The sequence below is a fragment of the Collimonas humicola genome, assembly GCF_018304945.1.
Lineage (GTDB): Bacteria > Pseudomonadota > Gammaproteobacteria > Burkholderiales > Burkholderiaceae_D > Collimonas > Collimonas humicola.
In genome coordinates, this window is sequence record NZ_JAGQEE010000006.1 from 210,351 (window position 1) to 232,616 (window position 22,266).

Annotated in this window: 19 protein-coding genes; 10 read left to right on the top strand and 9 right to left on the bottom strand. The window is 59.2% G+C overall.

Features of this window, described 5'->3' with window-relative positions:
• Positions 1-29 precede the first annotated feature (29 nt).
• Positions 30-839, bottom strand: coding sequence for an SDR family oxidoreductase (locus tag KHU30_RS18415; RefSeq protein WP_211444073.1), 810 nt, complete (start codon positions 837-839; stop codon positions 30-32).
• Between the two features lie 468 nt (positions 840-1,307).
• On the opposite strand from KHU30_RS18415, the gene KHU30_RS18420 reads away from it, so the two are divergent.
• The 5 genes from KHU30_RS18420 (at position 1,308) to KHU30_RS18440 (ending at position 7,838) form a co-directional block, all read left to right on the top strand.
• Positions 1,308-2,624 carry an ABC transporter substrate-binding protein gene (locus tag KHU30_RS18420; RefSeq protein ID WP_211444074.1) on the top strand — a complete coding sequence of 439 codons (1,317 nt, stop codon included), beginning with the start codon at positions 1,308-1,310 and terminating at the stop codon, positions 2,622-2,624.
• Between the two features lie 11 nt (positions 2,625-2,635).
• Positions 2,636-3,505, top strand: a complete 870-nt coding sequence (locus KHU30_RS18425) for a carbohydrate ABC transporter permease (RefSeq protein WP_211444075.1) — start codon at positions 2,636-2,638, stop codon at positions 3,503-3,505.
• Position 3,506: 1 nt separating this feature from the next.
• Complete coding sequence (locus tag KHU30_RS18430) at positions 3,507-4,403, top strand: carbohydrate ABC transporter permease (protein ID WP_211444076.1); 897 nt, start codon at positions 3,507-3,509, stop codon at positions 4,401-4,403.
• A 63-nt stretch (positions 4,404-4,466) separates the two neighbouring features.
• Positions 4,467-5,540 (top strand): ABC transporter ATP-binding protein, encoded by a 1,074-nt coding sequence (locus KHU30_RS18435; protein WP_211444077.1) that lies wholly within the window; start codon positions 4,467-4,469, stop codon positions 5,538-5,540.
• 120 nt (positions 5,541-5,660) lie between these two features.
• Positions 5,661-7,838 carry an alpha-galactosidase gene (locus tag KHU30_RS18440; RefSeq protein ID WP_211444078.1) on the top strand — a complete coding sequence of 726 codons (2,178 nt, stop codon included), beginning with the start codon at positions 5,661-5,663 and terminating at the stop codon, positions 7,836-7,838.
• A 189-nt stretch (positions 7,839-8,027) separates the two neighbouring features.
• Here KHU30_RS18440 and arsC read toward each other — a convergent pair whose 3' ends face one another.
• From arsC to KHU30_RS18460, 4 genes are all read right to left on the bottom strand, one after another.
• Positions 8,028-8,450 (bottom strand): arsenate reductase (glutaredoxin), encoded by a 423-nt coding sequence (gene arsC, locus KHU30_RS18445; protein ID WP_211444079.1) that lies wholly within the window; start codon positions 8,448-8,450, stop codon positions 8,028-8,030.
• A 45-nt stretch (positions 8,451-8,495) separates the two neighbouring features.
• Positions 8,496-9,515: an ACR3 family arsenite efflux transporter gene (gene arsB, locus KHU30_RS18450; protein WP_211444080.1), complete on the bottom strand. Its 1,020-nt coding sequence runs from the start codon at positions 9,513-9,515 to the stop codon at positions 8,496-8,498.
• A 68-nt stretch (positions 9,516-9,583) separates the two neighbouring features.
• Complete coding sequence (locus KHU30_RS18455; RefSeq protein WP_211444081.1) at positions 9,584-9,925, bottom strand: ArsR/SmtB family transcription factor; 342 nt, start codon at positions 9,923-9,925, stop codon at positions 9,584-9,586.
• A 149-nt stretch (positions 9,926-10,074) separates the two neighbouring features.
• A complete protein-coding gene (locus KHU30_RS18460) occupies positions 10,075-10,701 on the bottom strand; it encodes a LysE family translocator (protein ID WP_211444082.1) in 627 nt (208 codons plus the stop codon).
• Between the two features lie 243 nt (positions 10,702-10,944).
• Here KHU30_RS18460 and KHU30_RS18465 point away from each other — a divergent pair, with 243 nt between their 5' ends.
• Positions 10,945-13,416, top strand: coding sequence for a S9 family peptidase (locus KHU30_RS18465; protein ID WP_230427454.1), 2,472 nt, complete (start codon positions 10,945-10,947; stop codon positions 13,414-13,416).
• A gap of 206 nt (positions 13,417-13,622) precedes the next feature.
• Positions 13,623-14,675, top strand: a complete 1,053-nt coding sequence (locus KHU30_RS18470) for a hypothetical protein (protein WP_211444083.1) — start codon at positions 13,623-13,625, stop codon at positions 14,673-14,675.
• 17 nt (positions 14,676-14,692) lie between these two features.
• Here KHU30_RS18470 and KHU30_RS18475 read toward each other — a convergent pair whose 3' ends face one another.
• Positions 14,693-15,457, bottom strand: a complete 765-nt coding sequence (locus KHU30_RS18475) for an MHYT domain-containing protein (RefSeq protein ID WP_211444084.1) — start codon at positions 15,455-15,457, stop codon at positions 14,693-14,695.
• 432 nt (positions 15,458-15,889) lie between these two features.
• On the opposite strand from KHU30_RS18475, the gene KHU30_RS18480 reads away from it, so the two are divergent.
• On the top strand, positions 15,890-17,797 hold the full coding sequence (locus KHU30_RS18480; protein WP_211444085.1) for an ATP-binding cassette domain-containing protein: 1,908 nt from the start codon (positions 15,890-15,892) through the stop codon (positions 17,795-17,797).
• Positions 17,797-18,405, top strand: coding sequence for a GNAT family N-acetyltransferase (locus KHU30_RS18485; RefSeq protein WP_230427455.1), 609 nt, complete (start codon positions 17,797-17,799; stop codon positions 18,403-18,405). Before KHU30_RS18480 ends, KHU30_RS18485 begins: the two co-directional genes overlap by 1 nt.
• Before the next feature lie 26 nt (positions 18,406-18,431).
• Here the strand turns inward: KHU30_RS18485 and KHU30_RS18490 are convergent, their stop codons facing one another.
• Together KHU30_RS18490 and murJ are read right to left on the bottom strand one after the other, a co-directional pair.
• Positions 18,432-19,283 carry a SirB1 family protein gene (locus tag KHU30_RS18490; RefSeq protein WP_211444086.1) on the bottom strand — a complete coding sequence of 284 codons (852 nt, stop codon included), beginning with the start codon at positions 19,281-19,283 and terminating at the stop codon, positions 18,432-18,434.
• Between the two features lie 119 nt (positions 19,284-19,402).
• Positions 19,403-20,953: a murein biosynthesis integral membrane protein MurJ gene (murJ, locus tag KHU30_RS18495; protein WP_211444087.1), complete on the bottom strand. Its 1,551-nt coding sequence runs from the start codon at positions 20,951-20,953 to the stop codon at positions 19,403-19,405.
• A 325-nt stretch (positions 20,954-21,278) separates the two neighbouring features.
• Between murJ and rpsT the strand changes: the two genes are divergently transcribed.
• Positions 21,279-21,548 carry a 30S ribosomal protein S20 gene (gene rpsT, locus KHU30_RS18500; RefSeq protein ID WP_211444088.1) on the top strand — a complete coding sequence of 90 codons (270 nt, stop codon included), beginning with the start codon at positions 21,279-21,281 and terminating at the stop codon, positions 21,546-21,548.
• Positions 21,549-21,704: 156 nt separating this feature from the next.
• Here rpsT and KHU30_RS18505 read toward each other — a convergent pair whose 3' ends face one another.
• A complete protein-coding gene (locus tag KHU30_RS18505) occupies positions 21,705-22,172 on the bottom strand; it encodes a DUF192 domain-containing protein (RefSeq protein ID WP_211444089.1) in 468 nt (155 codons plus the stop codon).
• Positions 22,173-22,266: the final 94 nt, after the last annotated feature.

Genomic DNA, 22,266 nt, shown 5'->3' on the forward strand with positions numbered 1-22,266 from the left:
CGCGCGATTGCCATTGGCGGATGAGGTGTTCAGAATGCAGCGGAGGTGATCTCCGCCGCCATGACGCCGTTGCCGGCGGTCAGCCCGGCGTCCAGCGCCAGCTCGGCGCCGGTGATGGCCTGGGCCGCATCGGATGCCAGGAAGTAGGCGGCCTGGGCGACGTCTGCAGGGGTGCAGATGCGGCGCAGCGGATACCACTTCAACAGCTGTTCAAATACGCGCGGGTTGTTTTTTTCCATGGTTTCCCAGGCTTCGGTGCGGACGGTGCCGGGCAGGATGGTGTTGGCGCGGATGTTGTATTGCCCGAACTCGGTGGCAAGCGCGCGCGTATAGCTGGCCAGGCCGGCCTTGGCCGCGCTGTAAGCCGGACAGCCGAAGGTCAACAACGAATTGACCGAGCCGATATTGACGATGACGCCGCCGCCCTGCGCGATCATGCCTTGGCGCACCGCTTCCACACAATGGAAGGCGCCATTCAGGTTCAGCGCGACGTCTTTGCTCCAGACTTCGGGCGTCATCTTGCCGAGGCTGAGAGATTCGCCGTTCGGCAGGCCGGTCAGGCCGCCGGCATTGTTGATCAGGATGTCGACAGGGCCGAGCTCGCGGATGGCCGGCGCCAGCGCATCCGCGATGCAGGCCATGACGGTAATGTCGGCCACTACGCTGGCAGCGGAGATGCCGCTTGCGCGTAGCGCTGCACACAGCGTTTCTACCGCTTCCCGATTATGGTCAAGCGCGATGATGCGGTTGCCTTCAGCGCCAAAGAGCTGGCAAAGCGCCTGGCCGATGCCGCCGGCGGCACCGGTAATCAGGATGGTCTTTTCGTGCACAACAATCATTGGCTTACCTCTCGTAGGTCGTCATCTTGATCCAGGCGGGCTTGCGCGGCCTCGGCAAGGCTACTTGATTCTCTCTTGAAACAACGCGGCATGGTTGATTTTTGAATGATTTTGAGTGTAAATTATTTACTTTAAAGCGGTCAACAAAAATATAAATGGCGCAAAAAGTGTCGTAATATCGATGAATTACCAATATTTTGGTCGGTTACAAATTTTAATTTGACTATTTATGTAAATAATTTACGATTCTGTCGAGTATGTTGTAAACGTTCTGAGTTATTTGATATTCAAATATGTAGTCGGTATTTGGCTGGTTAAGGCCTTGCGGGCACTGGGCGGCAGGAAGGGTAGTTTCCAGCGCCTCTGCAGGGATGCAGTATTTTCATAACGATGCGCTTACGGCATGGGATATCCCCAGGCGAGTGCAATCCAGGGGGAGACAAACCGATGTTGATGCTGAATCGAAGAATGGCTGCACGGGCCGTGGGCGCATTGCTGGTATGCCTGGCGGCGCAACCCGCATTTGCCGCGACCAGGCTGGTGTACTGGTCGATGTGGAACGAGGCCGAGCCGCAAGCGAAAGCGCTGAAGACGATTATCGGTCGTTATGAAAAAGCTAATCCGGGAGTGACCTTCCAGGTGGTGTGGAATGGCCGCCAGAACCAGACCAAGGTGCGCGGCGCGATTGCCGCAGGTTCGCAGATCGACCTGGTCGACCAGGATGCCGACCAGATTGCCGCGGGCCTGGTGAGGGAAGGCCAGGCTTTCCCGCTGAATGCCTTGTTTGACGGCAAGGCCCCGGGCGACGCCGCGCCGCTGCGGACTATCCTGATGCCGGGGACGGCCGAGCTGTTTGCCAAGGACGGCAAGTTTTACCAGGCTCCCTACATTTATAACACCGTCAATTTCTGGTACAACAAAGAGGCCTTGACGCAAATCGGCGCAGCCGTGCCGCAGTCATGGGAGGACTTGCTGCTGATGTGCCAAAAGGCGCAGGCAAAGAAGCTCGACGGCCTGGCGATCGAAAGCAACGTCGCTTCGTATAACGCCCTGTATTTTTCCTATCTGCTGGAAAGACTGCAGGGATCCGGCGCCATTTCCAAAATCCTCGACGACAAGTCCGGGGCAGCCTGGGCCGATCCGGCGGTGCTTGCCGCAGCCGGCATGGAGCGCGAACTATGGGACAAGAAGTGCATCAGCGCCGATGCGCGCGGCTTTCAATATCCCCAAGGACAGCAAACCATCGCCATGGGCGAGACTGTCGCAGAGCTGGTCGGCTCCTGGCTGCCGACCGAACTGGCGGATTCCGCCGGCAAGGATTTCGCGTGGGGTAGTTTTCCTTTCCCGACGGTCAAAGGCGGCGCCGGCAAATCTACCGATCTGCAGGCGGCGCTGCTGAGCTTCGTGGTGCTGAAAAATTCAAAAAACACTACCCAGGCCATCGATTTCCTGAAATTCGTGCTGAGCGAAGCTTCACAAAAAACCATCGCGGAAGCCGGCAACGTCGGCGTGACAAGGCAGGGCGTCAAATGGCCGGGAGCGCTGGCCTCAGCTTATCTCCAGGCCAGCAAGGCGACCGCGCTGACGCCGCTGGTCGGCGGCATGCAGACGAAACTGCCGGATTTCTACGCCACCATCTTTGAACCGCTGCACAACCAGATGTTCCTCGGCCAGATCACGCCGGAAAGTTTCGTCAAGACGCTGCAGGCCAAGACCAGGGAGTACTGGAACGCCCATGCGGCCGGGCAGCCGATTGCACAAAACCAGCGGAGCGCCGCCAAATGATGCGCAAGCGGATGATTGGATCATTCCTGTTGCCTGCGCTGGTTTTCTATATAGGGCTGGTGATCGCTCCGGCAATCCAGGCCATCGTGCTAAGTTTCTTTGATACCTCCGGCTTCAGCGACGCCAGGCGCTTCGTCGGCCTGGGGAATTACGCCAAGCTGCTGAGCGACGAGGTGTTCTGGAAGGCGGGCGTCAATACGCTGCTGATCATGGTGGTCGGAGGCATCGCGGTGTTCCTGCTGGCATTCGGCTACACCATGATGATCAATTCCGGCATCCGCTGGCGCAAGCTGTTTCGCGCGGCGATTTTCATGCCCAATATTGTCGCTGTCGTCGCCATCACCAGTTTCTGGTCTTTCCTGTTCATGCCGCGTTACGGCTTGCTGTTCAGCCTGTTGAAGCATCTTCAGCTCGACACGCTGGCCGGCATCGCCTGGACTGCGCCGGAAAACGTGTTCTGGTCGATGCTGCTGGGGCTGGTCTGGCTCTCTTCAGGATTCTTCATGATCCTGATCATGGCGGGGGCAGACAAGATCCCTGCCGATATCTATGAGGCCGCGCGGCTGGACGGCGCCGGCCATGTCCAGGCCTTCCTGCACATCACTTTGCCGATGATCTGGGATGTGCTGGCGATTACCTATGTACTGTGGCTGATCCAGGCGTTGAAAACGATGGAGTTCCCCTACGCATTTGGCGGCCCCAATATCGACAGCAACTTGTACACCATGGCGATCTACCTGTATGTACAGGGCTTCGGCCAGCGCCAACCGATCTACGCGCTGGGCTACGCCACCGCGATCGGCGTCGTGATGCTGCTGGTCACCACTGCCATCACGCTGGCATGCCGCCGCCTGATGCGGCACGAACGGCTGGAGTATTGACATGGCGCCTATATCCCAACCCGGCGGCGCGGCCGAGACCGCGCGGTCGAGAATCTCGCGTCTTGCGGGCAGATTCAACGCCATGCAAGCCGTCTCTTACTTGCTGCTCACCTTGTCCAGCCTGTTCACTGTGTTTTTCTTTGGCTGGGTGGTGCTGGCGTCTTTCAAGAAAAACCGCGACCTCTTCAAGTTTCCATGGCGCCTGCCGGAAGCGTGGAGCATCGACAATTTCGTCAAGGTCTGGACCACCAACCAGTTCGGCGCCTACTTTTCCAACAGCATCGTGGTGGTGTGCCTGTCTGTGCTCATCTTGCTCATCGTCGCAACGCCGGCGGCATACGTCTTGTCGCGGGCGCGCTTCCGCGGGCGTGAGGGGATTACGAATTTTTTCATCGTCGGCATGGGAATTCCCGTGCCCTTGCTGTTCGTGCCGCTGTTCGTAACCCTGTCCTACATCCACCTGGCCGATACGCTGAGCGGCCTGATCCTTGTCTATATTGCCTTGTCGATCCCGTTTACCGTGTTTGTGCTGACCAGTTTCTTTTCCTCGCTGCCGCATGAACTGGAAGACGCGGCGATCCTGGACGGTTGCCGCGACTGGCAGGTTTTCTGGCATGTGATGCTGCCGCTGGCCATGCCCGGCGTGGCGACGGTGGCCTTGCTGAATTTCGTCTGGCTATGGAACGAATACCAGTTGTCGCTGGTATTGATCAACAGTCCGGAAAACAGGACTTTGTCGCTCGGGCTCTATTCGCTCATCAATTCCATGCAGTACTCCGGCGGCGATTGGGCCGCGCTGTTCGCCGGCGTCACCATCGTGACGGTTCCCACCGTCGTCCTGTATCTGTTCTTGTCGGAACGAATGATCGGCGGCATGACCATGGGCGGCGTGAAATAGCTGCAACTGGGACATCTCGCCGACCGGCGAGGCGCTAAATATAAAGCAACCGTGGAGAAAAAGATGGTTTCGGTAGTATTGAAAGACATACGGAAAACATATGAACACGTCGAGGTGCTGAAAGGCATTGAGCTGGATATCCAGGAGGGCGAATTCTGCGTGTTTGTCGGCCCCTCCGGCTGCGGCAAATCCACCTTGCTGAGAATGATCGCCGGCCTCGAATCGATTTCCAGCGGCGAGCTATGGATCGATGGCCAGCTCGCCAACGATATAGCGCCAGCCAAACGCGGACTGGCGATGGTGTTCCAGTCGTATGCGCTGTACCCGCACATGACTGTGGCAGAAAACATGGGTTTCGGGCTGCGCCTGGCGGGCAAGTCGAAGGCCGAGATTACGCAACGGGTGCTGGAGGTGGCAACGATACTCCAGCTCGAGCACCTGCTTGGCCGCAAGCCGAAAGCGCTGTCAGGCGGGCAGCGCCAGCGGGTTGCGATCGGCCGTGCCATTGCGCGTGACCCGAAAGTCTTCCTGTTCGATGAGCCGCTGTCCAACCTGGATGCGGAACTGCGGGCCAGGATGCGGATCGAGCTGGCGCGCCTGCATGAGCAGCTGGGTACCACGATGATCTACGTGACGCATGACCAGGTAGAAGCCATGACGCTGGCCGACAAGATTGTCGTGCTGGATGGCGGCATCGTCCAGCAGGTCGGTTCGCCGCTGGAACTCTACGCGCAGCCGGCCAACCGCTTTGTCGCCGGCTTCATCGGCTCGCCCAAGATGAACTTCATCGAAGCACAGACGACGGCGGACGCTTCCGCCATCCTGCTGGCGAACCAGCGTCAGGTGAAAGTCCAGCCGCCGCGCGCCGGCCTGCCCGGGCAAGGCGAGGCCGTCACCCTTGGCATCCGGCCGGAGCACGTGACGCTCTCCAAAAATGGTGCAATCGAGGGCGAAATCGAGGTGATCGAGCGGCTCGGCAGCGAAACCTATATCCACCTGAACATCGGCTTGGCGCTGCCGCTGGTGATCAAGGTCGCAGGTAATTCCACGGTCCGCCTGCATGAAAAAATCGCGGTAGACCTGATGGCCGATCAATGCCATCTGTTCGCCGCCGACGGACGCAGTTTCGTGAAATAGCTGTCAGCAGCCACTGTTGAACCTGGTAAATCAAGCATGACTTATGACTTAGCCTCTCTCCGAGGAGGCTCCACATCGTCAGCTGTCAGAGTGCCGGCTGATCATCAAAGAGGAAAGCAAATGAAAACTGAGCATTTGAAAAGCGGTAACCCCCTCGATGTCAGCCGGCCACAGCGACTGCTTCGGCAAATCGCCGCATTCGACTGGCGCATGCTTGCAGCGCTGCTTGCGGCATTGATGCTGGCGCTGTGCGGCCAGTCTGCCTTGGCCGGTAATGCTGCTTTTGCCATACCGGCTGGCGCGCAATCGCTGGCAACCGTTGCGCAGGGACAGGCGACATTCGCCGGAACCCCGCCCATGGGTTTCACCACCTGGGCGCGTTTCTTGTGCAACGCGCAGACGGCTTTGCCGTCTGCCACGCCGTTGCCGGCGAATGCGCCCTTGAACCAGGACCTGGGCAACCCCAGGAAATCGCATTATTCGTTTCAACACTTCATGCTTGACCAGGCGCAGGCCCTGGTCGATACAGGGTTGAGGGATAAGGGCTATACCCAGCTCAACGTCGACGACTGCTGGATGGATAAGGAAGAGCGCGGCAATCCTGCTGCGCTCCAGGGCGGGCGGGCCTGGGTGTACGGCAACTGGTGGACCCTGAACGATCCGTCTCAGCCGCAGTCCGCCACCAACAATTACAGCAATTTCCTGAAAAACAACCAGCCCGGATTTGACAGTGACCTGACAAATTACGTGAGCTATATACATGGCCTGGGCATGAAAGTCGGCCTGTATAGCAGCTCCGGCCAGACAACCTGCCAGGTCTATCCGGCCTCAGGCGGCAATGAAACGAATGACGCTGCCGCATTTGCAAAGTGGCGCATAGATTTTCTGAAGTATGACAACTGTGGCGCAGGGGGCGGCGGCACCAAAACCAATGTGCAGAAGATGGCTGCCGCACTGGCCGCACAATCAGGCAGCGGCAGCAGCCCGAAGATTCTTTTCGATATTTCATTGCCGGCGGCGTTTGGTCAGCAAAGCGCGCAGTTCTACGATGTGATGGATTTCGTGCGCGGCTACGGGCAAATGTGGCGCGTTAGCGGCGACATAGCCAATTATTCAGTCGACCCGACCACCGGTTACGCAGTAGACCCATGGACCACCTCGGGCGGCTATGACGCCGGCATTTATCCCAGCTTCCGGCAGGCGGCGAACCTTGCCCGCTATGTCGCTCCTGCACGCTGGAACGACCCCGACCAGCTGCTGATCGGCGACAATGGCCAGACCGCCGATGAAGAACGCAGCCAGTTCGCGCTGTGGTCCATCCTGGGGGCGCCCTTGATCCTGAGCACCGACATCCGCAAGCTCACGGCCGCCAACCTGAGCGAGATCGGCCACGTGCCCATGTACAACGCCAACGAGCATCTGGACGATCACTTCCGCTCGGCCCTCAAGACTCTTTCCAATGCGGCGATCATCAAGGTCGATCAAGACCCGCTTGGCGCCGGCGGCTACATCGCCTGGCAATCGACCGCGGCGGCCGATAGCGGCATGGACATCGTGGTCAAGCCTCTCGCCAACCACGATACCGCGGTCGTGGTCCTGAACAAAGGCGCAAGCGCATCTGCGGCCACCACGTTCAGCCTGGCCACCCTTGGCTATCCCGCTTCCGCAGCCGCCGGCACGACAGTGACCATCACCGACCTCTGGTCGGGAACCAGCACCGTTTCGGCGGCCAATACTTTCAAGGTGCCGGCGCTGCCGGCCCACGGCAATGCCATGTACCGGATTTCCGTGGCCGCCAGCCAGGCGCCGGTTGACATCGCGCCGACCGGGCCGATTTTCGTTAACGAGGCGACAGGTCTTTGCCTGGCCGGGCATGCCGACGGCAGCTCGCTGACGATTGAAAGCTGCAACGGCGGAGCTCAGCAGTTATGGCAACGGGACTTGAAAAATAACCGCGTCTGCCTGTCCGGGCAAGCCTCCTGCCTGACGGCGGACAGAGGGCAGGCGGTGCTGAAAGCGCGTGACCTGAGCAACCAAGGCCAGGATTTCACTTATTACCTCAATGGCATGCTGGTCAACGCCAAGCCGGCCAGCGGAGCGGCGGCATCGTATCCGGTCATCGGCAACACGCAATGCCTGGATATCTCTTACGGCCGGCTGACGCCGTCGTCAACGGTCGCGATCTATCCATGCAACAGCGGCGTGCCGCCGACGGACCAGACCATTCCTGCGCAGATCAATCAGCTCTGGTCGGCGCCGGGCGCCGCCGACAAGCCGGCGCTGGCTTCACGCCGTTGAGTTGATAAAGGCACGATCGCGCCTGGGTTCTGGCGGGGCCGTGCCTTGCATGCAAGCAGGTGCAGGGCTATCCAGTCATTCGACCAGACGCTTCAGTTGGTATTGCTTAGCTAATTTTGGCGTGGCAGGATTGCCGCCAGTGTTTCACCTTGCATCGGCTGCACCGCACCGATGGATAGATCAGGCAGATTACTTAACGCGCTGCCCCTCCGCGTTGATCACCACTTCGCCGTCTTCTTTGGCAAACGCAGCCTTTTGTGGCAATGGAAGGATATCCAGCACCAGCTCGGACGGGCGGCATAGGCGGGTGCCGTTCGGCGTGACGACGAATGGCCGGTTGATCAGGATCGGATGCGCCAGCATGGCGTCCAGCAATTGCCTATCCGTCAGGTCTGGCGCATCCAGCCCAAGTTCAGCATAGGGTGTGCCCTTTTGCCGAATGGCCTCGCGTACCGTCAGGCTGCTGTCGGCGATCAGCCTGGCGAGTGTTTCCAGTGATGGCGGTTGCTTCAAGTATTCGATCACTTCAGGCTCGACACCGGTATTGCGTATCAACGCCAATGTATTGCGAGATGTGCCGCATTCGGGGTTGTGATAAATCGTCATTTTCATGGTTCAGCTTTCCGTAAGGCCGGCGGCTAGTCAGCCGGTCATGTATCAACGTCCTTCGTACCAGCCTTGGGTGCGGTTCACGATGCCGACAATCAGCAGCATGACGGGCACCTCGATCAATACCCCAACTACGGTAGCGAGCGCAGCGCCGGATTTGAAGCCAAACAGGCTGATCGCTGCTGCCACGGCCAGCTCGAAGAAATTAGAGGCGCCGATCAACGCAGAGGGGCAAGCAATCGCATGCTTTTCGCCGACGATTTTATTGAGCCAGTAAGCCAGCGCGGAATTGAAGAAGACCTGTATCAAGATAGGAATCGCCAGCAATGCAATGACCAGCGGCTGGTCGATGATCGCATTGCCCTGGAAGGCAAACAGCAGAACCAGGGTCAGCAACAGCGCCGCAATCGACCAGGGCTGGATGCGTTCCATCAGCTTGTCAAAATTGGCCTGGCCACCGCGCAGGAGAGATTTGCGCCAGAGTTGCGCGATGATTACGGGCGCCACGATATACAGCATCACCGAGGTCAGAAGCGTTGCCCATGGCACGGAAATGCTGGACACGCCCAGCAGCAGAGCGACCAGCGGCGCAAATGCGAACACCATGATCAGATCGTTCATCGCAACCTGCGACAGCGTGAAGTACGGATCGCCGCCTGTGAGCCGGCTCCATACAAACACCATGGCTGTGCATGGCGCCGCCGCCAGAAGGATCAGGCCGGCTACGTAGGAATCGAGTTGATCAGCGGGCAGATATGGCGCAAACCAATGGCGGATAAATATCCAGGCAAGCAATGCCATCGAAAATGGTTTGACAGCCCAGTTGATGAACAAGGTAACGCCGATGCCGCGGACATGTCCTTTGACCTGGTTCCAGGCGGAGAAATCGATCTTCAGCAGCATGGGAATAATCATCACCCAGATCAGGCCGCCGACCGGCAGATTTACCTTTGCAATTTCTAGCGAGCCTATCGTTTGCACCCCAACAGGAAAGAGCTGCCCAAGCAAGATGCCGGCAACGATGCAAAGCGCCACCCAAACGGTCAGATATCGCTCAAAAAAATTCATGGAACCGCCCGCAGTACGCCGGTTGGCATCTGCCCGGTCGTCTGCGGCGGCGGAGACAGGCGCGGGCTTCATGACGCCGCGTCTTCCGGAGTGAGGCAGGCAAAATTGCGAGTAGGCGTGCAGGGATTGCCCCCGCAGCAGTTATCGGTCAAAAATGCGAGCAGGCCGCTCATGGTTGCAAAGTTCGCGGAGTAGATCACGAATCGTCCTTCATGACGAGACGTCACCATATCGGCGTGCGTCAGCTCTTTCATGTGGAACGATAGCGACGATGGGGATATGCCGATGGCTTCGCTGATCTTGCCAGCGGGCAGGCCGTTAGGCCCGGCTTGTACCAATGCACGAAAGATCGCCAGGCGCGAATCTTGAGCAAGCGCCGCTAGGGCGGCAACAGCTGAATTTGTTTTCATATTTCAATAATAATTGAAATATTGAGTAAATCAAGCGTTTATTGCGTTTCATGAAAGCCCAAAAGCTACTGAGTTGCGTTGGATCAGTCCAAGCGATGCTTGCTCTCTTATTGGTCGGTACATCGGGATTTTGTTGCTCTCGCGACTGCTCAAGAACGGGAAATCGCCGACAGCAGCACGCCAGCCCCAACGAAAGCGCCCCCCGATACCTGATTGACCAGCTTCAGGCGCCGCGCGCTGCTGAGCCAGCCTGACAGCCGGGCGCCGCCGCTGGCATAGGCGAACTGCCAGCACGCTTCAATCACGAAAAACGTCGCTGACAGGATGGCGAGCTGAGGGCCTTGGGACAGCTTGGCATCTATGAATTGAGGAAACAAGGCGGCGAAGAAAATGAACGCCTTCGGATTGCTCAATGCCACCCAGAAGCCGGTGCGGAACATTGTCCAGGGCTTGTGCTTGCCGCCGCCTTCGGGGTTTTCTTGCAATTGCTGCGGCATGGTGCGCCAGGTTTTGATGCCCAGGTAGACCAGGTAGGCGGCGCCGGCATATTTCACGATCGAGAATAGTTTTTCCGAAGTCGCCAGCAGGACGCCCAGGCCGGCGACCGAGCAGATCATGATCAACCCCAGCCCGCACATCAGTCCGAGGCAGGTTGCAACCGTGCGCCGCACGCCATGGTGGATGCCATGGGTCATCGCCAGCAGCATGTTGGGCCCCGGCGTGGCTGAAATGAAGAATACGGTAGTGACGAATAGCAGCCAGGTCTTGAGGAGCACGGTATTTTCCCGATGTGGATTTTTGAAAAGGCAGTATACCCAGATTGAAGCTTTTCACCGGAACGGGCGTTCGGCACGCCAATGCCTTTCTGGCAGACGAAGCGCCACTGTTGTCATCCGGAAAAGTTCGGTCATAATGGACGCCCCGGCGTTTTGCCGGCCGCTAGTCCGGCGCTAGCGTCACATCGCACTTGATCCGGTCTATTACATTCATTCATCGTATTAACCCACATAGCCATCGATATGAAATTGTCTTCCAAAGGTCTCGCCCTCATCGGTTCCCTGCTGGTGGCGCAGCCGCCAGCGATCATGGCGCAAACTGCGGCCAAAACAGCAGGCGGCTATGAGCTGCCGCCGCTGCCTCTGCAAGCCGTGGTGGATGCGCCGCTGCCGCCGCAGTTGTCGGTGAGTCCGCGGCGCGACCTGCTGGCATTGACGCAGACGCCGTCCTTGCCCGGCATCGACGCCGTCGCCCAGCCCGAGCTGAAGCTGGCGGGCTTGCGCATCAACCCGCGCACCTATGCGCAAAGCCGCTTTTCCTTTGGCAGCGATCTGCAGTTGCTGGATATCGCCAGCGGCAAGGAAATCCGTCTGCAGGGTTTGCCGCAGCCGCTGGCTATCGCCAGTTCAAGCTGGTCGCCGGACCAGCGCTATATCGCTTTCAATCAGGTCGATGCCAAGGCCGGCGCCAATGAGCTATGGCTGGTCGATGTCGCCGCGCGCCGCGCGCATCGCTTGACCAAGCTGTCCTTGAATACGGTCGCGGGAAACGGCTATCGCTGGATGCCGGACAGCCGGCAGCTGCTGGTGCAACTGCGGGTGGAAGGTGCGGCGCCGCTGTCGGACGGCATTCCGCGCGGCCCGAATACGCAGATGACGCTGGCGGGTGCCGGCGTCAAGAGCAATCCTACCTATCAGGATCTGTTGAAGAACGAGGACGATGCGCTCACGCTTGAGCATTATTTGTGCGCGCAGGCGGCGCTGATCGACCTGGACGGCAAGGTCGTCAAGCTGGGAGAGCCGGCGTTGACGCTGGCGTTGGAGCCGTCGCCGGACAGCCGTTATGTGCTGCGCCAGCGCATCGAGCGGCCGTTTTCCTACCAGGTGCCGGTTACCAGTTTTCCGCGCCGGATCGAGGTGCTGGACCGCAGCGGCAAGCTGGTCAAGCAAATCGCCAGCCTGCCGCTGGTGGAAGGCCTGCCGACCGGCAACGACGCCGTGCCTACCGGTGTGCGCAGGATAGACTGGCGCAACGATGCGCCGGCCACCCTGGTCTGGGCAGAGGCGCAGGATGGCGGCGATCCGGCGCGCCAGGCTGAGGTTCGCGACCTGGTGCTGATGCAGGCGGCGCCGTTCGAGCAGGCGCCGCAGACGCTGGCGCGTCTGAATTCGCGCTATGCCGGTATCCACTGGGGCAATGGCGAGCTGGCGCTGCTGAACGAGTACTGGTGGAAGAGCCGGCAGGTCAAGGAATGGCGTATCGCGCCGGACCATCCAGAGCGGGCGCCGCAACTGATACGCGAAGGTTCGTCGGAAGACCGCTACAAGGATCCCGGCAGGCCGGTCACGGTGCGCGACGAGCATGGCGAAACGCGCCTGCTGGTGAGCGCCGACGGCGACAGCATCTTCCGTATCGGCAGCGGCGCATCGCCGGAAGGCGACCGGCCTTTCCTCGACAAGGTCAGCTTGCAAACGCTGCAGGCCACGCGTCTGTTCCATTCACAAGCGCCGTACTACGAAGCGCCGCAGGTGCTGCTGGACGATAGCGGCCGGCGGCTGCTGACAGCGCGCGAGTCGCCCACCGAGCCCGGCAATTTTTTCGTGCGCGAGCTCGGTGCGGATGTGCAGTCGGCGCCGCGCGCGCTGACGCATTTCCCGCATCCGACGCCGCAGCTGCAAGGCGTCAGCAAGCAGCTGATCCGCTATAAGCGCAAGGATGGCGTGGAGCTGACCGGCACCTTGTTCTTGCCGCCCAATTACGATGCCAAGCGCGATGGTCCGCTGCCGATGCTGATGTGGGCTTATCCGGCCGAATACAAATCGGCCGAAGCGGCCAGCCAGACGACCGATTCACCGTATCGTTTCAATCGCATCGGTTTCTGGCGGCCCCAGGCTTTCCTGGCCATGGGCTACGCCGTGTTCGATGAGTTTTCGGTGCCGATCGTCGGCGAAGGCAGCAAGGAACCGAACGACACTTACGTGGCGCAGCTGGTCGCCAGCGCCGAGGCGGCGGTGGATGAAGTTGTGCGGCTGGGCGTCGCCGACCGCGACCGCATTGCGGTCGGCGGCCATTCCTACGGCGCCTTCATGACGGCCAATCTGCTGGCGCATACGCGTTTGTTCAAGGCCGGCATCGCCCGCAGCGGCGCCTACAACCGTACGCTGACGCCGTTCGGTTTCCAGGCCGAGGAACGCAATTACTGGCAAGCCAGGGACGTCTACCAAGCCATGTCGCCGTTCAATTATGCCGACCGGATCAAGGATGCCTTGCTGATGATTCACGGCGAGCAGGACAATAATCCCGGCACCTTCCCGGTGCAGAGCGAGCGCATGTATGCGGCCATCAAGGGCCTGGGCGGGACAGCGCGTCTGGTCATGCTGCCGAACGAAGCGCATGCCTATCGCGCACGCGAATCGATCATGCAGATGCTGGCCGAATCGAACCGCTGGCTGGAAACCTATATCGGACCGGGCAAGCCCGCAGTGCAACCCTGAAGCAATATCGCGGCAATGAAAAACAGGGGCGCTTGACGTCCCTGTTTTTCATCCAGGCCATGTTGTTTCAACATGCATTATTGAAATTGGAATGTAAAAACGACATGAAACAAATTCGGCTTGATTGACTCATATAGATAGACCTGCATCATCGGGTCGCTTAATTTGATCGTCACAGAAGGATGTTCTTCATATGAGGAAGCCACATGTCTGATAAAAACAGAAAATTTCAGAAGCTTGCACTGGCGTGTACGCTGCTTTGCCTGCCTCCTTTTATCTACGCGGCAGAAACCTCCGCCGCAACCGAGGGGACGCCGGACCGCAACGGCAGCTATGCCTCGGTCGCGCTCGGCAACGGCATCCTCTACGGCGTCGGCATGGATGGCCAGAAGCCCATGCGCTGGCGCGCGGCGGAAATCAGGTTCGGACAGGATGTCGATTTCTTCGGGCGCATGCCGGCAGGCGATACGATGCGGCTCGATTATGTGTATTACAACGAAGGCCATCCCGACAATAACCATCGCGACGGCTATGCCTTGCAGGCGGTGTACCGGAAAAACCTGCAGCCGCATTTCGGCCTGGAACTTGGCGCCGGTCCCTATTTCAGCATGAACAGAACCACGGTCAACGGCGCCGAGCACGATGACGCGCGCCTGGGAGCTTTGCTGTCTGTGGCGCTGCTTGGCCGACTGGACCAATATTCGCCCGGCTTGAGCATACGGCTGGCGTATAACCATGTGCTCACACCCGGAGCGCCTTCCTCGGATGCCTTGCTGCTGGGCATCGGCAAGGAGCTCGGCGCCGCGCATGTGAGCGCGCCTGATGCAGCCGCCGACCATTCGTTGTGGCTGGCGGCGCTGGGAGGTTTTGCGCAGACCAATCAATCGGGACCGGGGAAACGTTTCAGTTACGCGCTTGAAGCAAAAAAATATTACGGGCAATGGGCTGCCTCGGTTTCCGGCATAGAGGAAGGCGACGACGGGGTAAGAGTGGACCGCAAGGGCGTGGCGATGCAAGGCTGGTATGTGCAGCCGATTGCCGAGCATTGGGATATCAGCGCCGGCGCCGGCCCTTATCTGGCGGCCAATAAAAGGGATGGCGGCGATTGGCGAGTCAACGGCCTGATCACCTTGCAGCTTGGGCGCGATCTTGGCAGCAACCTGAAAGGCTTTGCCAGTTTCGGGCGCGCGGTTACCTTCAGGAATAAAAACGACGCCGACCTGATGACAGTCGGCGTCATGAAACGCTTTGATCTCTGAGGCTGCTTTTCTGATCCTCAGTGCAAGGGTTCGGCCAGCTTGTTGTCATCCATGCTGCGTCCCAGCACCACCCAGAAGATGCACAGGGAGAGCATGCCGGCGACGGCATAGACAGAGACATCGAGATAGTTGCCGCCGATTTTCAGCGGGATCAACGGAGCGTCGGTGGTGCAGATCATGTTGGCGGCGTACATGCCGACATAGTGCATGCTGCACACCGCGAGCGCCATCACCAGCGCCGCCGCTATCCTGTGCAATAGCTGGTGCAGGTTAAAGGCCAGCCACAGCGCGGCGCTGGCGGCGACGATGGCGATCACCATGGAGATCGCGACTGTGGTGAGATTCAATGACATGGTGGCGCGCAGGTTCATTGCATACATGCCCATGTAGTGCATGACGCAAACGCCCACGCCTGCCAGCAGGCTGCCGGCCAGCCAGCCGCCGATCTTGAACTTGCCGTGGCTGCCTGCCAGATACAGCGCAATGCCGGAAATCAGGATGGCGGCCAGCAGCGATGCCAAGGTGAGCCAGACGTCGTAGGCAATCGGGACGGACAGGCGATAAGCCTGCATGGCAAGGAAATGCATGGACCAGATGCCGATGCCGCCCAGCGAGGCGGCGGCGCAGACAGTCATGCCCAGGTCCAGCGTGCCGTCTTTGCGGAACATGGATTTGGCGCATTGCAGAGCCAGTAACGCGCCCCAGAATGAAATCAGGTACGACAGCAGCACTAGCGCAGCGTCATACCTGGGCGTCAACAACTGGCCTAGCAATGGATCCATGGTTTTCTCCCTGTTTGAACATGAGCGGCAAGCGGCGCATGGCTGCATCTCTTGCCATTGTTTTTGCAGCTATATTGTTTTTAATTTAAGTAATGCGTACTGCGCCGTGGCCTATATCTCTACCCGGATATATATTTCCACGTAGAAATAATATAGGGCTTAAGTTTCTCGCTGACAATATGTGCGGGGAAATAATTTGGTAACGTATTGTTGGGCAGGAGCCGCAGCCGGACAGAGGCCGGCGACAGGGGCCCGCTCTGTGTTTTTCTGTTTTTTCTGTTGGAATACAGGCGGTGGAAAGGGATGAAAGCGACAAATGTATAACCGGGCGCGCCAGTATGGGTACAATGTGCGGTTCATTCATCCAATTGACTGCGTGTTGCCGGATCCCGGTAGACGGCAGGTCTTTCTTTTTCTGGTCTCATCCAAATTATGGCTGTCATTTCTATCTCCAATGCGCAACTCGCATTTGGTCATGTCGCGTTGCTGGACCGCGCGGAATTTTCTCTGGAAGCAGGGGAGCGGGTCGGCCTGATCGGCCGTAACGGCACCGGCAAATCGTCGCTGCTGAAAACCATCGCCGGCGTCTCCAAGCTGGACGACGGCTTGATGGTGATGCAGCAGGGGATCAAGATCGCCTACGTCGATCAGGAACCGCATTTTGAATCGGACATGTCGGTATTCGACGCCGTCGCCGCTGGCATGGGCGAGATGCAGGCCCTGCTGAACGAATACGATGCGCTCACCGGCCAGTTCGGCGGCGACAACGACGACGCCATCATGGAGCGCATGCACGAGATCCAGAGCAAGCTCGATGCCGCCGACGCCTGGAGCCTGACCAACAAGGTCGAAACCACGCTGGACCGCCTCAACCTCGACAAGAGCCTGCTGATGGGCCAGCTTTCCGGCGGTATGCAAAAGCGCGTGGCGTTGGCTTGCGCCCTGGTCAGCACGCCGGACGTCCTGCTGCTGGACGAGCCGACCAACCATCTGGATTTCAGCTCGATCATGTGGCTGGAAGGTCTGCTGCGCGACTACAAGGGCAGCGTGCTGTTCATCACCCATGACCGCAGTTTCCTGGATAACGTCGCCACCCGCATCATCGAACTGGATCGCGGCCGCATCTTGTCCTTCCCCGGCAATTTCACTGCCTACCAGGTGCGCAAGGCCGAGCAGCTGGAAAACGAAGAAGTCGAGAACGCCAAGTTCGACAAATTCCTGGCGCAGGAAGAAATCTGGATCCGCAAAGGCGTGCAAGCGCGCCGCACCCGCGACGAAGGCCGAGTACGCCGGCTGGAAGCCTTGCGCCTGGCGCGCAGCGCACGGCGCGAGCAGCAAGGCCAGGTCAAGCTGGATGTCTCCTCCGGCGAACGCTCCGGCAAGATCGTCGCCGAGCTGACCGACATCAACAAGGCATACGGCAGCAAGGTGATCGTGAATAATTTCACCGCCACCATCCTGCGCGGCGACAAGGTCGGCCTGATCGGCCAGAACGGCGCCGGCAAGACCACTTTGCTGAAACTGATCCTGGGCGAAGACCAGCCGGACAGCGGCACGGTCAAGCAGGGCACCAAATTGCAGATCGCGTATTTCGACCAGATGCGCGCGCAGCTGAATGAAGACGCCAGCCTGGCCGACACCATCGCGCCGGGCAGCGACTGGGTCGAGATCAACGGCCAGCGCAAGCATGTGATGACTTACCTGAACGATTTCCTGTTCGCGCCGGAACGTGCGCGCTCGCCGGTCAAATCGCTTTCCGGCGGCGAGCGCAACCGCCTGCTGCTGGCGCGTCTTTTCGCCAAGCCGGCAAACGTGCTGGTGCTGGATGAACCGACCAACGATCTGGATATCGATACGCTGGAACTGCTGGAAGAACTGCTGGAAGACTACAACGGCACCGTATTCCTGGTCAGCCATGACCGCACCTTCCTCGATAACGTGGTGACGCAGGTGATTGCTGCCGAAGGCGATGGCATGTGGCGCGAATATGTCGGCGGCTATACGGATTGGGAACGCGTGCGTCCCAGCCAGTCGGCGGTGATCGCCAAGGCCAAGAGCGAAGCGAAAGCCGAAGTGAAGCCAGCCGAGCCGGCCGCGCCGGTAGCCAAGCAGAAAAAGCTGAGCTACAAGGAACAGCGCGAACTGGAAGAGCTGCCTGTACTGATCGCCAAGCTGGAAGCAGAACAAAAGACGATTACCGGCCAGCTGGAAGATCCCGATCTGTACAAGCAGAAGCCGGAAGAAGTGAAGCGCCTCAACGAGCGTTTTGCGGAAATCGACGGCTTGCTGCTGGAGAGCCTGGAAAAGTGGGAAGTGATCGAGGCGCGCAGCAAGGGCTGATGCAGCAAGGATTGACGCAGCAAGAGGGGGCGGCGACGATGAGTGGAGAATATGTGTTTCCGGTGATTCACACCGAGCGCCTGTTGTTGCGCGAGACGGTCGAACAAGACGCTGAAGCTATCTTTGCGATTCACGGCAACCCCGATCTGATGCGCTGGTTCGGCACCGATCCGCTGCCTGACCTGGCTGCGGCGCAAGGCTTGATCAGGAAATTCGCCAGCTGGCGCCTGGATGAGAATCCGGGCACGCGCTGGGCGATCCAGTCCCGCCGGCAGCCTGGCTTGCTTGGCACCTGCGGCTTGTTCAGATGGAACCCGGCATGGCGCAAATGCATGATCGGTTATGAGCTGGCGGCGCACGCGCAGGGGCAGGGCTATATGCGGGAAACGTTGTCCGCCGTGATGAGCTGGGGCTTTCAGCACATGGCGCTGAACCGCATCGAGGCCATGGTCCACCCCGATAACCTGGCGTCGCTCAAACTGTTGCGCCAGCTTGGCTTTGTCGATGAAGGATGTTTGCGCCAGGCAGGGTACTGGCGCGGCCAGTATCACGACATGCTGCAGTTGTCGCTGCTGCGCAGCGAGTGGCCGGCGGCGGTCGCTGCATGATTTAAACCGAGTTAAACGACGTCCAGCTAATTCAGGCGCCGGCTGGCTTCGCGCAAGTCGATGACCTGCTGCCGCAAGAGCGCCGCATCAGCTGCATGCGGCCGCTGCGCCAGATAGTATTCCAGATCTTCCAAAGCGGCTTGCGGACAATCCAGTTGCGCAAAGGCCTGCCCGCGGTCGCGCCGTTCGACAGCGTCGTCCGGCAGCAGGATCAGGAGCCGTTGCTGCACTTCCAGCAGCCTTCGCCAGTGATTGCCTTGTTGATAAATCGCTTTCAGGTTGCGCAGTACGCGCACCAGGATGTCATGCGGATGGGCTGCCTGCAGATAGCTGATCAGGGACAGCCTGCTGGCCGCTCTTTCTTCATCGTTGCTGGTCGGCAGATAAGGCTCCAGCCGTTCTTCCAGCTCCTCGCGCGACAAGCTGGCGCCGTTGGCAGGGTCGATCATGATGTCGCCCGACGGCACTGTCAGTTTCATCAGGAAATGGCCAGGGAACGAGACTCCTTGCACCGGCAGTCCAACCTGCTGCGCCAGTTCGATATAGATCAGCGCTAGCGAGATCGGAATGCCGCGCCGCTTGGCGATGACCCGGTGCAGGTAGCTGTTGTCGGTATCGTAATAATGATTGACGTTGATCGCGAATCCCAGCTCCTGGTAGAAAAAGTGATTTAGCGAACGTAGTTTCTGGATAGCGGTGGTATCTGCCGCCAGGCGCTGGCGCAAGGTGTTGGCCAGCCGGTCCATCTCGTTTTGCGGAGCGTCGAAATCCAGCTGGGGATAGACATCCTGGGCAATCGCCAGCGCTGCCTCGAACAAGGGAACATCGCTGGCGGGCTGCACCAGCGAGGTAAAGTATTCCAGAGATGTGATCGTCATGACCCCTATCCTAGTGGACTGTTACAGCCAAATCAAGAGCGCGTGCCGTGTACGCGCCCTTCGCTCTCGATTCGATTGTAACAGTCCACCGGCAAACTATTTTCTCTGACGCTGACGTCCTAGCGTGCAATCCGTTTGAAATCCTGGAAACGGAATCCCATGGCCAGCAGCGCCCCAAAGTAAGTCGCTCCGCAGGCCGCCATCACGGCAAACAGAGCGCCGATCCGCATCAGCGAACTGGTGTGCGGTCCGGTCCAGTCAAATTGCTGCGAGCTCCAGAGGGCGACGCCAGCCATCAGGAACAGGGCGCCGAGCAGGCGCAGGAAGTAGCGGATCCAGCCGGCGTCCGGCTTGTAGATGCCGCGCCGCATCAGGCTCCACAGCAGGAAACCGGCGTTCAGGCAAGCGCCGATGCTGATCGACAGCGCCAGCCCGGCCACCGCGAAGATTGGCACGAACACGTAGTTCATCAGCTGGGTGGCGATGAGGACGCCGACGGCAATCTTGACCGGGGTCCGGATATCCTGCTTGGCATAAAAGCCCGGCGCCAGGATTTTCACCACGATCAGGCCGATCAGGCCGACGCCGTAGGCGATCAACACCTGGCTGGTGACGGCAACCGAAGCGGCGTCGAATTTACCGTGCTGGAACAGGGTAGAGGTCAGCGGCACTGACAAGGTAGCCAGTCCGACCGCGGACGGTAGCGCCAGCAGGAAGGTCAGGCGCAGGCCCCAATCCAGCAGCGATGAATATTCGGTGAGGTCTTTGTCGGCATTCGCTTTCGACAGGCTGGGCAGCAAGATGGTGCCCAGCGCGACGCCCAGCAGGGCGGTCGGGAATTCCATCAGGCGATCGCCATAGGTCAGCAGCGACACGCTGCCGTGGCCCAGGCGCGAGGCGATATTGGTGTTGATCAGCAGGCTGATCTGCGCCGCCGAGACGGCAAATACCGCCGGCCCCATTTTTTTCAGCACCCGTTGCACGCCAAGGTCGCGCAAGCCGGTCATGGGATTCATCGCCAGCCGCGGCAGCATGCCGACCTTGATCAGCGCCGGCAGCTGGATCGCTACCTGCAATATGCCGCCGACCAGCACCGCGAACGCCATGGCGTAAATCGGATGCTGCATATAGGGCGCAACGAACAGCGAAGCGACAATGAAGGCCAGGTTCAGCAGGACCGAAGTGAAGGCCGGGATCTTGAATTCATGCCAGGTATTGAGCACGCCGCCGGCCAGCGCCACGAAGGACATGAAGCCGATGTAGGGAAACATGACCCGCGTCATGAAGATCGAGGCGCCCAGCACATCCTTGTTGTCGCCCAGGCCGGGGGCAATGAAATACACCAGCGCCGGCGTAGCGAGGATGCCGATGATGCAGGTGAGCAGCATGGCCCAGGTCAGCACAGTGGCGACGTGGTCGACCAGCTGCTTGGTGGCGACTTCGCCTTTCTGGTTCTTGTATTCGCCCAGGATAGGCACGAAGGCTTGTGAAAAAGCCCCTTCGGCAAACAGCCGGCGCAACAGGTTGGGGATACGGAAAGCGATGGCGAAGGCGTCGGTATAGCCGTCGGCGCCGAAGGCGCGCGCGTAGAGAATTTCGCGAATCAGGCCTGTCACACGCGACACCATGGTCATGCCAGAGACGGTGGCAAGCGTTTTATGCAAGTTCATGGAGCGGCATTATAGCTGGAGCGCATCGACTGCCGCAGCTTTCTCGGGGATCGGATACGTTGTTGTTTTGATCATCATTCTGTGGGGGAGGTATGCAGTGGAGGGATGCCAGCTGTGATAAGCTGCGCTCCGGAATGTTCCCGCCGCAGGCTTGATGCAGGATGGTCATTCTGCCATGTGTGCTTTCTTGCGACAGAATTGCTTTGGATGCAAGAGGTATTTGCCTGTTCTGTAAAAACTGGTTATAATCCGTGGCTTTACAGAATTCTGCGCCGCGGTCAGGTTTGCCGCGTAAGCATTCCCGACCTCGTTTTAGGAAATATAAATGGCAAATACCGCACAAGCACGTAAGCGTGCTCGTCAAGCAGTTCAGCAAAACCTGCACAACTCCAGTCAGCGTTCGACCCTGCGTACAGCGATCAAAGCTGCCCGCAAGGCAATCGAAGCCGGCGGCGACAAAGCTGCAGCAGCGCTGGTTCTGCAAAAATCCGTATCGGTCATCGACCGTATCGCGGACAAGAAGATCATCCACAAGAACAAGGCTGCACGCCATAAGAGCCGTCTGAACGCTGCTCTGAAAGCGCTGGCTGCTTAATTAGTAATTAACCGCCGGCCTGCCGGCGGATTTTACTAGCTTGTTGCTGGATCAAGAAAAACCCTGCATAAGTCATCTTATGCAGGGTTTTTCTGTTTGATTTTTTCGATTCCTCCGGCCCGGCCAGGCGGCCGGACTGCGGCCTGGCCCGCTTGCTTACTGTGGCAAGCCTTCGATCACAGTGCCCGGCTTGATGTTCTTTTCCTTGAACCAGCCTTTGTTCATTTCCAGCGCATAGGATGCCGCTCCCTGGGCGCAATGCGAATCCAGCGTCTGCGCTTTCATTTCCTCGACGTTCAGGATCGCACCTTTTTTATCAATGAAGGCCACCGACAGCGGGATCAGCGTGTTCTTCATCCACATGCAGATGCCGGCCGGCGCGTCGAACACGAATACCATGCCTTCGTTGTTGCCCATCCGCTTGCGGAACATCAGACCTTGTTCGCGCTGGTCTTCGCTGCGCGCAACTTCCGCCTTGATGACGTGGATGCCGATGTTCAGCGGCGTGGTGGGGAGTTGCTGCTGGCTTTCCTGCGCTGCGGCCGGCAGGGCGGCGATAAGGGCAAAGCTTGCGGTAACTGCTGTGGTGACTGCTGCGAGGGAAACGGTGCGGATTTTTTTCATGTCGGTAAAGCTCCTTTGGGATAGGGAGATTATACAGAGAGCTAAATCGGCGGAGGGGCGGCGGCGCTGGGTATGTGTGTTTCAGGACGTAAAA